This window comes from Methylobacterium sp. WL18, from assembly GCF_008040015.1.
In the GTDB taxonomy this organism is placed as follows: domain Bacteria; phylum Pseudomonadota; class Alphaproteobacteria; order Rhizobiales; family Beijerinckiaceae; genus Methylobacterium; species Methylobacterium mesophilicum.
Window position 1 is genome coordinate 1 of sequence record NZ_VRVD01000076.1, and the last position, 12,993, is coordinate 12,993.

13 protein-coding genes and 1 pseudogene are annotated in these 12,993 nt (G+C 68.6%); 8 read left to right on the forward strand and 6 right to left on the reverse strand.

The window, feature by feature from the left end; all coding sequences use genetic code 11:
- The first annotated feature begins 94 nt into the window (after nucleotides 1-94).
- The 4 genes and pseudogenes from FV228_RS09100 (at nucleotide 95) to FV228_RS09115 (ending at nucleotide 3,893) form a co-directional block, all read left to right on the forward strand.
- Nucleotides 95-1,339, forward strand: coding sequence for an ATP-binding protein (locus tag FV228_RS09100; protein WP_246693873.1), 1,245 nt, complete (start codon nucleotides 95-97; stop codon nucleotides 1,337-1,339).
- Nucleotides 1,340-1,397: 58 nt separating this feature from the next.
- Entirely contained in the window at nucleotides 1,398-2,645 is a 1,248-nt protein-coding gene (locus FV228_RS09105) for an amidohydrolase family protein (RefSeq protein WP_147854320.1), read from the forward strand.
- Between the two features lie 34 nt (nucleotides 2,646-2,679).
- Nucleotides 2,680-2,784: pseudogene (locus FV228_RS34120) on the forward strand (LysR family transcriptional regulator); the annotation flags it as partial.
- Nucleotides 2,785-2,927: 143 nt separating this feature from the next.
- Nucleotides 2,928-3,893 carry an alpha/beta hydrolase gene (locus FV228_RS09115; protein ID WP_147854321.1) on the forward strand — a complete coding sequence of 322 codons (966 nt, stop codon included), beginning with the start codon at nucleotides 2,928-2,930 and terminating at the stop codon, nucleotides 3,891-3,893.
- 88 nt (nucleotides 3,894-3,981) lie between these two features.
- On the opposite strand, the gene FV228_RS09120 is transcribed toward FV228_RS09115, so the two are convergent.
- From FV228_RS09120 to FV228_RS09130, 3 genes are all read right to left on the reverse strand, one after another.
- Nucleotides 3,982-4,818, reverse strand: coding sequence for an alpha/beta hydrolase (locus FV228_RS09120; protein WP_147854322.1), 837 nt, complete (start codon nucleotides 4,816-4,818; stop codon nucleotides 3,982-3,984).
- A gap of 196 nt (nucleotides 4,819-5,014) precedes the next feature.
- Entirely contained in the window at nucleotides 5,015-5,395 is a 381-nt protein-coding gene (locus tag FV228_RS09125) for a response regulator (protein ID WP_187277680.1), read from the reverse strand.
- Nucleotides 5,396-5,402: 7 nt separating this feature from the next.
- Nucleotides 5,403-6,884, reverse strand: coding sequence for an ATP-binding protein (locus tag FV228_RS09130; protein WP_147854324.1), 1,482 nt, complete (start codon nucleotides 6,882-6,884; stop codon nucleotides 5,403-5,405).
- A 149-nt stretch (nucleotides 6,885-7,033) separates the two neighbouring features.
- Here FV228_RS09130 and FV228_RS09135 point away from each other — a divergent pair, with 149 nt between their 5' ends.
- On the forward strand, nucleotides 7,034-7,885 hold the full coding sequence (locus tag FV228_RS09135; protein WP_187277681.1) for an AraC family transcriptional regulator: 852 nt from the start codon (nucleotides 7,034-7,036) through the stop codon (nucleotides 7,883-7,885).
- Between the two features lie 108 nt (nucleotides 7,886-7,993).
- Complete coding sequence (locus FV228_RS09140) at nucleotides 7,994-8,938, forward strand: AraC family transcriptional regulator (RefSeq protein WP_147854326.1); 945 nt, start codon at nucleotides 7,994-7,996, stop codon at nucleotides 8,936-8,938.
- Between the two features lie 37 nt (nucleotides 8,939-8,975).
- Here the strand turns inward: FV228_RS09140 and FV228_RS09145 are convergent, their stop codons facing one another.
- On the reverse strand, nucleotides 8,976-9,701 hold the full coding sequence (locus FV228_RS09145) for a TetR/AcrR family transcriptional regulator (protein ID WP_147854327.1): 726 nt from the start codon (nucleotides 9,699-9,701) through the stop codon (nucleotides 8,976-8,978).
- A gap of 368 nt (nucleotides 9,702-10,069) precedes the next feature.
- On the opposite strand from FV228_RS09145, the gene FV228_RS09150 reads away from it, so the two are divergent.
- Nucleotides 10,070-10,693 carry a response regulator gene (locus FV228_RS09150; RefSeq protein WP_147854328.1) on the forward strand — a complete coding sequence of 208 codons (624 nt, stop codon included), beginning with the start codon at nucleotides 10,070-10,072 and terminating at the stop codon, nucleotides 10,691-10,693.
- 107 nt (nucleotides 10,694-10,800) lie between these two features.
- Here FV228_RS09150 and FV228_RS09155 read toward each other — a convergent pair whose 3' ends face one another.
- A complete protein-coding gene (locus FV228_RS09155; protein WP_147854331.1) occupies nucleotides 10,801-11,907 on the reverse strand; it encodes a cupin domain-containing protein in 1,107 nt (368 codons plus the stop codon).
- A gap of 124 nt (nucleotides 11,908-12,031) precedes the next feature.
- Nucleotides 12,032-12,340 (reverse strand): UBP-type zinc finger domain-containing protein, encoded by a 309-nt coding sequence (locus FV228_RS09160; protein WP_147854329.1) that lies wholly within the window; start codon nucleotides 12,338-12,340, stop codon nucleotides 12,032-12,034.
- Nucleotides 12,341-12,683: 343 nt separating this feature from the next.
- On the opposite strand from FV228_RS09160, the gene FV228_RS09165 reads away from it, so the two are divergent.
- On the forward strand, nucleotides 12,684-12,890 hold the full coding sequence (locus tag FV228_RS09165) for a hypothetical protein (RefSeq protein WP_147854330.1): 207 nt from the start codon (nucleotides 12,684-12,686) through the stop codon (nucleotides 12,888-12,890).
- The last annotated feature ends 103 nt before the right edge of the window (nucleotides 12,891-12,993 follow it).

Sequence of the window (12,993 nt, forward strand, 5' to 3'; positions counted from 1 at the left end):
TTCCGGCGTCGCGCAAGCACCCGCTGCGCCCCCGGCGGCTCACGCCCCAGCGGGAAGGGGAGCCCGGCCGGATCGGCCCACCCCCGGACCATCGGTGCCGGATGCGATTCCGGTCGGGCATCGGCTCACGCCCGACGCGCCCGGCGTGAGCTTGCCGCTGCGCCTCCTGCCCCGGCACACCGCGATCATCGCGGGCTCCGGCTCCGGCAAGACCGTGCTCCTGCGCCGCCTCGTGGAGGAGGCCGCGCTCGCGGGGCTTCCGGCCATCGTCATCGACCCCAACAACGATCTCTCGCGGCTCGGCGATCGCTGGCCCGAGCGGCCGCAGGGGTTTTCCCCGGACGACGACCGCAAGGCGGCGCTCTACGCCGAGCGGGTCGAGGTCGTGGTGTGGACGCCGGGCGTGCATGCCGGCAACCCGCTGTTCCTCTCCGTCCTGCCCGACTTCGCAGAACTGGGCGAGGATCGGGACGAGCGCCAACAGGCGATCGAGATGGCGGCCGAGACTCTGGGGCCTCTGGCCGGGGCCAAGACCAATCTCCAGCGCGGCGTGCTGGCGGATTCGCTGCGCCGCTTCGCGGAGCGCGGCGGCGGCAACCTCGCGGCCTTCATGGACCTGCTCGCGGATTTGCCCGACGGCATCAGCCAGATCGGTAACGCCGCCAAGCTCGGGCACGGCATGGCGGACCAGCTCCACGCCGCCGTGGCGACGAACCCGCTCCTGAAGGTGGAGGGCACGGTGCTCGACCCACGGCACCTGTTCTTCGGGACCGACCCGGCGCGCACCCGCATCTCGGTGATCAACCTGTCGGGTCTCGCATCGGAGGCGGCCCGCGAGGATTTCGTGAACCGGCTCCAGATGACGCTGTTCGGCTGGATCAAGAAGAACCCGTCCCCGCGCGGCATGCTCTACGTCGTCGACGAGGCGCAGACCTTCCTGCCGGCCCAGAAGGCGTCGCCGAGCCTCGGCAGCGGCATCAAGCTCGTGGCCCAGGGCCGCAAGTATGGCCTCGGGATGATCGTGGCGACGCAGGTGCCGCGCGGCATCCACAACCAGGTCGTCTCCAACTGCACCACGCAGTTCCTCGGCCGGCAGAGCGCGCCCGCGACGATCGCGGCCGCCCAGGAGATCCTCGCGGCGAACGGAGGCGCGGCCGCCGATATCGGCAAGCTGGGGGCTGGGGAGTTCTACTTCGCCACCGAGGGCTCTGGACGGCCGGCCAAGCTGCGCACGCCCCTCTGCCTCTCCTACCATCCGGCCAACCCGCCGACGCCGGAAGAGGTCATCCGTCAGGCCAAGCGCTCGATCGAGGCGGGCACCCGGGCGCGCGCTTCCTGACGCCACAGGTCCCGAGTTGGCGTAGCTGCGACCGGGCTCGCCGAGAGGAAGGTTCGCGATGACTACGAGGTCCGACCTGTCGGGAGGCGCGTCCTGCGACTTGCGCCTGCTGCACGCCACGACGATCGCGGGCGGCCAGGTCACCATCGACATCCAGGCTGAGCGTGTGGCCGTGCTCCACGCCCCAGACCGACCCCTGCCGCCCGCTGGGCGCGAGATCGATCTTGGCGGCGCTCTGGTGCTGCCCGGCCTGTCGGACAGCCATGTGCATCTCGACAAGTGCATGCTCGGCCTGGACTGGCGGCCGCACCGGGCGCAGGGATCCGTCCGCGCGATCATCGAGGACGAAAAGGCCTTCCGCCGGGCCCACCGGATCCCACTGGCGAGCCAGGGCGCCGAGGCGCTCCTCGAACGCATGCTCCGCGGCGGCACCACCAGCTTGCGGACCCATGTCGACATCGACGACGTGACCCGGCTGGACCACCTCGCGCAGATCCTCGACCTGCGCGCCCGCTGGTCCGATCGCATGCAGATCCAGGTCGTCGCGTTTCCGCAGAGCGGGATCCTCCGCTGCGCCCCGGTCGCCGGCGACCTGGACGAAGCCCTTCGGATGGGGGCCGACCTCGTCGGCGGCCTCGATCCCGTCGGCATCGACGGGGACCGGGACGGGCCGCTCGACACCGTCTTCGGACTGGCCGAGCGTCACGGCCGCGGCATCGACATCCATCTCCACGACGGCGGCGAGGCCGGCCTCGACGAGATCGACGCGATCGTCGCGCGCACGAAGGCCAGCGGGCTCGGCGGACAGGTCACCATCAGCCACGCCTTCGCCCTGGCGGATGCCGACGACCTGCGGCTCGGCAGGATCGCAGACGCGCTGCGCGAGGCGGGCATCACCCTCGTGAGCAGCGTGCCCGGCACACGCCGGTGCCCGCCGATCCCGCGCCTGCGGGACCTCGGCGTCGCGGTCTGCTTCGGCACCGACAACGTACGCGACTGCTGGAACCCGTCCACGGTCACCGGCATGACCGACCGCGTCCTGCTCGCCGCGTACCGGTTCGATCTCAGGAGCGACGCGGACCTCACGGCTCTGCTCGATCCGGTCACCGCCGTGCCGGCGAAGGTGGCCGGGCTCGGCCCGGGGACGGTGGCCCCCGGCGTGCGGGCCGACCTCGTCGCGTTCGACGCCGCCTGCGCGCCGCAGGTCGTCGTCGAGCGCCAGGAACCGGTTCTGGTCCTGGCGAAGGGGGCGGTCGCCATCGACCGCCGTGGCCCGGTCGCCGGAACGACGCCGTCGCCGGCTTGACGGCGGGGGTGCCGCAGGCACGGTGGCGCCCATCGTGACCGAGCGGGCCCTTCGCCACATCCTCGCCGTCGTGCGCGCGGGTTCGGTCCGGGCCGCCGCCAAGATCCTGAACGTCGCCGCCTCGGCGGTGAGCCGGCAGGGCGACGGAGAAGACGGGCCGCACGCTTCCTCTCCACGGCCCCGACGTCCTAACCTCCTCGTGGGAATGGATCCTCCCGCACCTGCATGCCGTCGTCGACGCGCTCGACCGTAACGCCCACCGCCGCCGAAGGAGTTCGGATCATGCCGACGCAGACCCTCCTGGCCGCCGCGACCGCCGTTGCCCTCGGGCAGGGCACGGCGCAGTCGATTCCCTCGGTCTCGGCCACGACGACCTACCACCGGGTCGAGATCGACGGCGTCGGCATCTTCTACCGTGAGGCCGGCCCACGCGACGCGCCCACGGTCCTGTTGCTGCACGGCTATCCGTCGTCATCCCGGCAGTGGGACCCGCTGCTGCCGCTCCTCGCCGACCGCTACCATCTGATCGCCCCGGACTACCCGGGCTTCGGACAGAGCGACGCGCCGTCGCCGGCCCGGTACACCTACACCTTCGACACTCTCGCCAAGACCATGGAAGGCTTGGTCGCCCGGCTCGGCATAGAGCGCTACACGCTGTTCCTGCAGGATTACGGCGGGCCGGTCGGCTTCCGCATGGCGCTGGCTCATCCCGAACGGGTCAGCGCGCTCATCGTTCAGAACGCCAACGCCTATGCGGAGGGCCTCGGTGCCAAATGGCAGGGCATCGCCCGGTACTGGGCTGATCCCGCAGCCCATCCCGAGCAGCTCGATGCGTTCACGTCGCTCGAAGGGGCCAAGCAGCGCCACCTCGGCACCAGCCCCAACCCAGAGCGCTACAATCCGGACACCTGGGCCGACGAGTACGCCATCCTGGCGAGGCCGGGCGAGCGGGAGATCCAGGCGGCGCTGCTCTCCGACTACCGCACGAACGTCGCGTCCTACCCGGCTTGGCAGGCCTGGATGCGGGAGCATCGGCTGCCGACGCTCGTGCTGTGGGGCCGCTACGACCCCTCCTTCATCGTGCCGGGCGCCGAGGCCTACCTGCGTGACGTGCCCAAGGCGGAACTGCACATCCTCGATGCCGGGCACTTCGCGCTGGACGAGGCGACGGATGAGATCGCCCGGCTCACCCGCGACTTCCTCGGCCGCGTCGAGACGAAGGCTCTCCCGTCACCGGCCCCGCGTTGAGAGGATGGCCCTCGTTGGACGTGGGCCATCCTCGAACGCCCGCCCCGGAACGATGCCCGCCTCGGCGATGCTGCCGGGCTCTCGACGATCACGGTCTGATGAAGGCGAGAATGTCGGCATTGATGACATCCGCATGCACGGTCAGCATGCCATGCGGGTATCCGGGATATGTCTTCAGTGTTCCGTTCTTCAGGAGCGTGATCGATTTCAGCGCCGCGTCGGCGATCGGCACGATCTGGTCGTCCTCGCCATGCAGCACCAAGGTCGGCACCGTGATCGCTCTGAGATCCTCGGTCTGATCGGTCTCCGAGAAGGCCTCGATACCCTCATAATGGGCTTTGGCGCTGCCCATCATCCCCTGCCGCCACCAGTTCTGGATGACACCCGGAAGGGTTTTCGCACCGTCGCGGTTGAAACCGTAGAACGGACCGGCGGGGACATCGAGGAAGAATTGGGCGCGGTTCTCGGCGAGCGCCTTGCGGAATCCGTCGAACACGTCGCGGGGCAACCCCTCCGGATTGGCCTCGGTCCTGAGCATCAGAGGTGGGACGGCGCTCACCAGGACCACCTTGGCGACACGCTCCTGCGGCTGGCCGAAGGTGGCGACATAGCGGGCGACCTCGCCGCCCCCGGTGGAGTGGCCGATATGGATGGCGTTCCTGAGTTCGAGATGCTCCACCACGGCAGCGGCATCGGCCGCGTAGTGATCCATGTCATGGCCGTCCGAGACTTGCGCCGAGCGGCCGTGACCCCGGCGGTCATGGGCGACGACGCGATAGCCGTTCCGCACGAAAAACAGCATCTGCGCGTCCCAATCGTCCGACGAGAGCGGCCAGCCGTGATGGAACATGATCGGCTGGGCATCCTTCGGACCCCAATCCTTGTAGGCGATCTCGGTGCCGTCCCGGGTCTTAACGGTGGCCATGGTGTTCCCCGTACCTGATCCGCTTCCGTTCAGGCCGTTCCGCCGGACGGCCGAGCACGGTTCCTAAGGGTATCGCGCCCGCGCCCGCTTGTACGAAAGCGTCGCGATTGTGCCGTCACGGCGCCGAACGCACCGTCGTCCCGACGGCCGCGCGGGTTCGTGCCGAACGGCGTTGGGCAAGCCCGGCGGCGCGCCCCTAACGTGAAAGCGGGCGGGCTCCCAGCACGGTGGTCAGGCAGCGCTCGAACTGGTCCGCCTCGAACGGCTTCGCGTAATACGCGAAGGCTCCGAGCGCGAGCGCCCGCTCGCGGGTCGCCTCGCTCGGATAGGCCGTCATCACCATGACGGGAAGATGCGGCCGCTGGCCCGCCAGGATCCTGAGGAGATCGAGCCCGCTCAAGCCCGGCATCTGCACATCCGTCACCACGAACGCGATGTTGGCCTGGTCGAGCGTGGCGAGCAGCGGTTCCACGCCGTCGAACACGAGGGCTTCGTATCCCAGCGCGCGCGTCAGACGATCGAGGGCGGAGCGGATCGAGGGATCGTCGTCCACGATGGCGACGACGGGACTGCGCACGGGACGTTCAGCCATGGGCGAGCGGCAGCATGAAGTGGAAGGCGGCGCCCCCCGTCGGGGCGGCGTCCACCCAGATGTCGCCCCCATGCGCGTCGATCAGGTTCCGGCAGATGGCCAGACCCATTCCCATTCCGCCAACCTTGGTGGAGTGGAACGGTTCGAAGATCCGCGCACGCCGTTCGGGCTCGATGCCGGGGCCCGTGTCGACCACCTCGACCACCACGGAGGCGGCAACCCGGCGGATCGCGATGGTGATGTCCTTCCGGCCCGGGGCGTCTGCCATGGCCTGGGCCGCGTTGACCAGCAGGTTGACGAAGATCTGCTGGATCTGGATCAGATCTGCCGGGACGGGCGGGATCGCCTCCTCGGCGGCGAGATGGATCGTGGCGCCGTGGCTGCGGATCTCGCGCTCTACCAGGAGGTTCGCGTCCCGCGCGGCCTGGACCAGGTCGATCGGGGCGACGATCCGCGGCGCGTTGCTGAGATACGAGCGCGTCCGCGCCACGACATCGCGGGCGCGCGTCGCCTCGGACACCACGTCGTCGAGGGCGAGGGAGGCCTCGACCACGTCGGGCTCGGCGCGGCGCAGCCAGCGCAGGGCCGCCTGGGCGTTGGCGACGATGGCTGCCAGGGGGGAGTTGACCTCGTGGGCGATGGAGGCGCTGAGCGCCCCGACCGTGGTGATCCGCGAGGTCCGGGCGAGTTCCGTGTCGGCCGCCGCGAGATGGGCCTGGGCGCGCTTGAACGCCGTGACGTCGAGCGACGTGACGATCACGTCGGCGAACGCCGCGCGCTCCTGCGGCAGCGTCGCCGTGAACAGCACGTCGCGTTCGCGCCCATCGGCGCCCAGGATGTGGGCTTCCGAGCGAAAGAAGCGGTCGCCCCGGCCGAATGCGACGAGCCACTGCACGAAGGTCTGGTCGGTGTCGGGCAGCAGGCGATCCAGGGAGCCGAGATAGGCATCCTTGGCCGCCGCGCCGGTCTCCTCCAGGGTGAAGGCGTTCACATCCGTGATGATGACCCTCGCCCGCAGGGCGCGGAGCTCATCGGGGTGGCTGGCGAAATGGCACTCGATGTCGACGATTCCGTCCCGGCGCAGGGCCGCGACGGCGTCGGCCACGGCGGTCCAATCCTCGCGCCAGATCGAGATGCCCGAGCGCTCGTAGATGGCCTCGAACGCACGGTCGGCGCTCCGCCGGCCTCGCCGCAGCGCCATGAGATGGGCCGCGGTGGCGGCCGCAGCGAGAAGCGCCAGGATCCCGCAGAGGATCGGCAGGACGCCGCTCGACGACGCGCCCGTCGAGCCCGCCAGGAAGGCCAGGGCGACCGGGATTCCGACCGACAGCCCCGCTGCGGCGAGGTCTCCCGCGCCGATGTCCGCGGGGCGGGATGCCGGCGCGCGCATCCAGGCCGGCAGGTCGTCGTCGCCGGTGACCTGCTGGTGGGACGTCTGCGCCAGGCTCGGCCAGCGCGAGAAGACCTGCCGCATGCCACTCATCCAACCGGGTCCACCAGCTTAGGGAAATCGTGCCGGCCCGTCTCCGATACGCCTGTATAATGGCGCAATTCGACCGTGGATTGCATGTTGCCGCCATGGACTTGTATCGGCACGGCATCATCAAGTTTCCGAACGCAGGTTTGCTCGCTTCGTCCCACGCGCGGGGCTGGACGGGCGTCGCGGCCGAGCTCCGCTCCCATCCGTCCGGAGACCTGCCGGCGATCGTGCCGAGCCAGATGGAGATCACCCTGGCGACGCGGCGCAGTCCCGGCGCGCGGGTGAGCCGGAAGGGCGCGGGCGTGCGCCAGCAGACGCCCGTCGAGGCGGGGACGATCTGGCTGTGCCCGGTGGGTGTCGGCGAGGACGACATCAACATCTCGGCGCCGCTCACCGAGATCCTGCACATCTACCTGCCGGTCGACCGCTTCAAGGCCCTGGCCGACCTGTACGGCGATGCCCGCATCCGGGCCGACACGGTGCGCTACCTCGCGGATGTCCAGGATCCGCTGATCCGCCAGATCGCCCTGTCGATCCTCGGCGAACTCGTGGAGGAGAGTTCGGCGGGCCGGATGATGGTGGAGACCGCCGCGCTGACCCTCACCGCGCGGATCGCCCAGGCCTACGGGCACGATCGCCCGGACGCGGCCGGCGCAACCTCGGAGGAGGGCGCCTGTCCCGACCGGATTCAGCGCGCGATCGCCTTCATCCGCGACAATCTCGAGCGCGATCTCTCGATCAACGAACTCGCCGCCGTCGCGTGCCTGAGCCCGTTTCACTTTGCCCGGATGTTCAAGCGTGTGACGGGACAGACACCCTACGGCTACGTCAGCGGGGAACGATTGGCCTGTGCCTGCCGGCTTCTGGCCGACCGCAAGACCCCGATCCTCGACATCGCCCTGCGTTCCGGATTCTCGAGCCAGGCTGCCTTCGGGACGGCGTTCAAGCGCGTCAAAGGTCACACGCCGTCCGAATATCGGAGGCTCATCAGCTAGGCGTGCGATTTAGAAGAGCAAGATCGACGAAAAGTGCCGCAAACTCGATGAATACTTTATAACCGAAGCGAAGATATCGTTTTTCCTGCAGAGACAGGAGAGACTACGATGCTCGATGCATCCCCCTCGCGCCCCGATCGGTCGGAGACTCGCCTCGGCTCGTCCGCGGTGCGCGCCTGGGAGCGGGCCATCGTGCCGTCCCACTGTCCACCTCGGCGGCCGCGAGGCTGGCCCGCAACGGGGTCGGACGGGGCCGACATCCTGGCCTACAGAGTGGAGGCGTCGGATGTCCCCTCGTCGATCGCGCGTTGCGACGCCCTGCTCGTGCAGGTCTTGCCGACGGATCGGCCGGTCGCGGAGCGTGACCGGCCCCAACCCGGCGACGTTCTGCTCGTGGATCTGCGGCAACCCCACGCGATCGCTGTCTCGCCCGGAGCCGTGCACATCACGCTCCACGGCGCGCTGCTCGGGGAGATTGCCGCATGCTTTCGTTCCGGCCGGGCCAACCCCCTCGACGCGCTGACGGAGGCCTGCGGCCGGCGCCTGAACGATGCCACGATCCGCGATCTGGCGCTGCGCGCCTGCGCGACGCTCGATCGGGCGGATCGCGGGGCGACGGTGTTCCGCAACCAACTCGGCCGGGCCCTGGCGGCCCACCTGCTCGCAACCTACGCGACCTTCGCAGACGCCGTGGAGCCCGCGCGCGGCGGTCTCGCGCCCTGGCAACTCAAGCGCGCTCAGGATCGGATGCGCGATGCGCTCGCGCAATCGCTCAGCCTGCCGTCGGTCGCGGCGGCTTGCGGCCTGTCACCCAGCCATTTCGCCCGCGCCTTCCGCTGCTCCACGGGGGTGTCGCCCCATGCCTGGCTCGTGCGGCAGCGCCTCGCCCGCGCCAAGGACCTGATGCGCGCGCAAGACCTGTCTTTGGCCGACATCGCCCTGGCCTGCGGCTTCGCCGACCAGAGCCACTTCACCCGCGTCTTCGCACGTGAGGAGGCCATGAGCCCGGGCCGCTGGCGCCGGTCGATCGAACGGGACTCGGCCGCCGGCTGAACCGCTCCGGGTCCGCGCGCCCGCGGGGACGCCGCCGTCAGGTCGCGTGCTCGGCCGGCGGAAGCACCGTGGCGACACCCCCGAGGAGCGTCTGGATCTTGGCCTGAATGATGTCCTTGATGTTTCCGTCCGGCGGAAGGCGATAGATAAATTCTCGCACGCCGAGGTAGAATATCGAGGAATGGATGGACCAAACGATCTCGATCTCGATGTTCGATGCGGGCACATCCCTGATCGACGGTCGATCGAAATGAGTCCGCAATTCCTCGACCACGCTTTCGAACACGCGGTCGCGCAGGAAATTCAGATAGCGGGCGTTGAAATCCAGGTTCTTCAAACCCGCAAACATGAAGAGCCGGACCCACTCCGGCGTCAGGATGACGTTGGCGTAACTGACGTAGAACTTCGTCAGCCGCGTCTCCAAGGGGACGCTTCGATCCTTGATCGTCTCCTCCCAGAACGGATCCCAGCGCCCCACGAAGACGTCTTGGTAGACGCGCTCGATCAGAGCCTCCTTGCTCGGGAAATAGCGGTAGAGCAGCGGCTGCGTGATCCCCAGTATCGAGGCGAGTTCGCGCGTCTGACCTTCGAAGCCGCGCTCGGCGAAGAACGCGACGGCTGCAGCGGCGATGCTCTTCTCACGATCGATGGGCGACAGCCGCCTGCGCGACCCGGTTTGGCCCCGCTCGGCAGAATTCTGGGAGCGTCGGGAGGCGGTGAGCGGACCAGCAGGGCCGGGCTTCGACTTGGGCGAACGAGCCATGAGCCCTCGTTACCATGGTGGCTGGGCTGATCAAACGATAAACGATTCGGATCCCTCCTCGGCGCGATCAAGACCTCCGCAATCGCATAGCATGCCAGCTGGCCTGACATTCTTTATCGAGCGATAAACAGCATTGACAGGCGGCCAAGGCCGCACCATTGTTGATCAATCGATAATCAACAGTCGGGCTTGGACGCGCCGCGTCGAGGGCCGGGCGGATCGCCCGATCAGGGGGAGGAGGCGTCATGGGAACGACCGGAGGCCGTCGCCGTGCACGAACCTTGCTGTGAACGCCGGCGCGGTACGGCATCATGGGAACCTTCCGGGACGCTCCTCCCGGATCCGACACGTTTGGCGTTGCGAGTGACATGCCGGAAGCAACCGTTCACATCGTCGACGACGATCCGGCTGTACGCAGTGCGCTGACCCGTCTGTGCAGGTCGGCCGGCCTCGCGGCGGTCGCCCATCAAGATCCAACCACGCTGCCGATCACCCGGACGCGCGAAGCGTCGGAGTGCATCCTGCTGGACGTGCGCCTGGCCGAGCAGAACGGCCTGACGGTCCAGGAGACCTTGCGCGATGCCGGCTGCACGGTGCCGATCATCTTCCTCACCGGATACGGGACCATTCCCATGACCGTGCGGGCGATGCGCGGGGGTGCGGTCGAGTTCCTGACCAAGCCGGTCGGCGACATGGTGCTGCTCGAGGCCATCCATCGCGCGCTGGAGATGGACGCCGCCACCTTGCGGGCCGGCCGCCTTCAGGACGCGTTGTCCAGGCGCTTCGGAGCGCTGACGGCGCGGGAAGGCGATGTGCTGCGATGTGCGATCGGCGGCTTGATGAACAAGCAGATCGCCGCCGAACTCGGGATCACGGAGATCACCGCCAAGGTCCACAAGCGCCGCATGATGGAGAAGATGCAGGCCCGCTCGCTCGCGGACCTCGTGCTGATGGCGCATCAACTCGGGATCGAGGCGACGCGGCAGCGTTGACCAAACCGATCGGTCCCGGTCTGCCCTCGGTGAGGGACGCTCCCCGCCGGACCGGCGTCGGCCAGTCGGTGGGGCTTTCCAGGCGGCGCTGCCCGGCAGAGCGACGATCAGGCGCCCGGGATCAGAAAGCCCCGCCGGCGCGTCAGCGCCTCGGCCGCGGGACGCGGTACACCCAGGTTGGTCGCCAGCACGTCCGGCGGGTTCGAGCCCAACCAGGCCGAAAGATCGTTGGCTTGGTAATGCCCGTTGTTGAAGCCGATGAGCACCCGGAGGATGCCGGGCCCCGTGTTCCGGATGTAGTGTCCCGATCCCATTGGGGCGTAGCCGATATCGCCTGCGTCGAAGCTCTCGACGACGACATGGCCTTCGGCCAGGAACACGGCCATCTCGGCCGATCCGTCCAGGTAATATTGCCATTCGTCCGCATTCGGGTGCCAGTGCAGCTCCCGCATCGCCCCCGGCTCGATCTCGAGCACCGATCCCGCCATCGTGGTCGAGAGCGGGAATTCGTCGACCGTGACGGTGCGCTGGGTGCCGCCTCCGGGGACGCGCCGCGGTTCCTGTGCGTGGAGCGGGTACCGATGCCGCGACGTCAGTTCCGGCCGCGCCCGGGGCGCAGAATCCGGCGACCGGTCGTCCGGCACGGGCCCCAGGGCGAAGTACGCCTCGCCCCGGGGTAAGCCGGCGCGATCCGCCGGTGCGAGGCCGAGGTTCTGTGCCAAGGCGGCCTCAGGCGTATGCGCCAGCCAATCCGTGACGCTGAAGGTGTGGTCTTCGGAGAAGTCGCCGTTATCGAAGATGAGGATGAAGTGGCACTCCTCCGGTCCGAGCCCCTGGATCGAGTGCCCCCAGCCGCGCGGGAAATACCAGACGTCGCCGGGGCCGAAGGTGTCGATCGCCGAGCCGCCGTCGGGGTTCAGGATCGTGGTGCGGCAGGACCCCGAAACGACGTAGGCCCATTCGGCAGCGTTGGCGTGCCAGTGCATCTCCCGCATCCCGCCGGGCGCGAGCCGCATGGATACGCCGGCAATGCCCTGACTCGCAGGAAACTGTTTCACAGAGGCGCCGCGGGTGATGCCTCCGGGTCCAAGGCGAGGCGGTTGCGTCTCGAGGCGGTAGCGGAACGACAGATCCGTGATGGTCACCGTACAACCCTCGCTGCAAGAGAAACCTGGCGTCCCGAGGGGCGCTCCGGGCGATGCGCCGCTTGACATCCGGAGGCGGTGGAACGGATGCGCGGTGCCGGGACGGATCGAAAACCTCACGCCTCACCGCCGCCAGCAAACGTTCCAGTTTCGGTATCCGCCGATCGCGTTCCTGATCTGGAGGCGATCGAACTCAGTAATACCGTGGGATCGGACCATCCTGAGGTGTGGTGTCACCGTCGAGATCGATCATGACCGCGTCGACATAGCACCAGCCCCAGCCTTCCGGAGGGTCGTATCCCTCGATGATGGGATGCCCGGTCGCGTGAAAATGGGCTGTCGCGTGACGCAGGGGCGACTGATCACAGCAGCCCACGTGACCGCAGGTTCGACAGATTCGCAGGTGAAACCACGCGCTGCCGATCCGGAGGCAGTCCTCACAGCCTCGCGCGCTCGGCGTCACCGTCTGAATGTCTGCACCGTGCCTGCAAACTGGCGCCACCCGGCTTCTCCGTACTTGGTCGACTGCGTCTGGATTGCGCCGGAGGAGCGCGACCCGGACGCAACCTTACCCAAGAGACCGCGATCCCACCGGAGTATCTTGTCGAAAGCTGCGGCCATTTGGACGTTCGGATCGATTCCATCGGTGTCGGCACGCGATCAGCGGGCAATGGCCGGCGGGCGCCATGATACGAATGTTCCAAAAAGATTAGATCCATCAATATTCGCGAAGCTTCCTGCTCCATCCCTGCAGCATCCACCTGCGCGTCGCCCCGGATTGCCAGCGGCACCCATGTGGCCCGAATCCGTCGCCGGGATACGGCGATCTTCAGGGATCATGGACGATGAAGTCACTTCTCCTCGGTGCCACCATGCTCGTCGGGCTGCTGGTCGCCTCAGCCAATCCGAGCTTTGCGGCCGGTGACGGCCTGGATCGGGACGCGGCGGCGCAGGGCAACGGCCGTTTCGCCGGCATGCACCGCGGCGCTCGGATCACCTCACGGTACGGGGTGATGCGTCCGCGTCGCCACCATCGTCATCATCGTCGCTGAAGCGTCCGGACAATCCGGCTCACCGCGCAACGCGATCGGGGCCGGCGGCTTCCGGCCGCGGATCCTGGGCGCCGGAGGCCGCGCGAAGCCGGATCGGTCGGCA

Excerpts from the sequence above, each read along its gene's own strand:
- FV228_RS09105 (WP_147854320.1), top strand. The coding sequence starts at position 1,398 with ATGACTACGAGGTCCGACCTGTCGGGAGGCGCGTCCTGCGACTTGCGC.
- FV228_RS09115 (WP_147854321.1), top strand. The coding sequence starts at position 2,928 with ATGCCGACGCAGACCCTCCTGGCCGCCGCGACCGCCGTTGCCCTCGGG.
- FV228_RS09120 (WP_147854322.1), bottom strand. The coding sequence starts at position 4,818 with ATGGCCACCGTTAAGACCCGGGACGGCACCGAGATCGCCTACAAGGAT.
- FV228_RS09130 (WP_147854324.1), bottom strand. The coding sequence starts at position 6,884 with ATGCGGCAGGTCTTCTCGCGCTGGCCGAGCCTGGCGCAGACGTCCCAC.
- FV228_RS09140 (WP_147854326.1), top strand. The coding sequence starts at position 7,994 with ATGCTCGATGCATCCCCCTCGCGCCCCGATCGGTCGGAGACTCGCCTC.
- FV228_RS09145 (WP_147854327.1), bottom strand. The coding sequence starts at position 9,701 with ATGGCTCGTTCGCCCAAGTCGAAGCCCGGCCCTGCTGGTCCGCTCACC.
- FV228_RS09150 (WP_147854328.1), top strand. The coding sequence starts at position 10,070 with ATGCCGGAAGCAACCGTTCACATCGTCGACGACGATCCGGCTGTACGC.
- FV228_RS09155 (WP_147854331.1), bottom strand. The coding sequence starts at position 11,907 with ATGTCAAGCGGCGCATCGCCCGGAGCGCCCCTCGGGACGCCAGGTTTC.
- FV228_RS09165 (WP_147854330.1), top strand. The coding sequence starts at position 12,684 with ATGAAGTCACTTCTCCTCGGTGCCACCATGCTCGTCGGGCTGCTGGTC.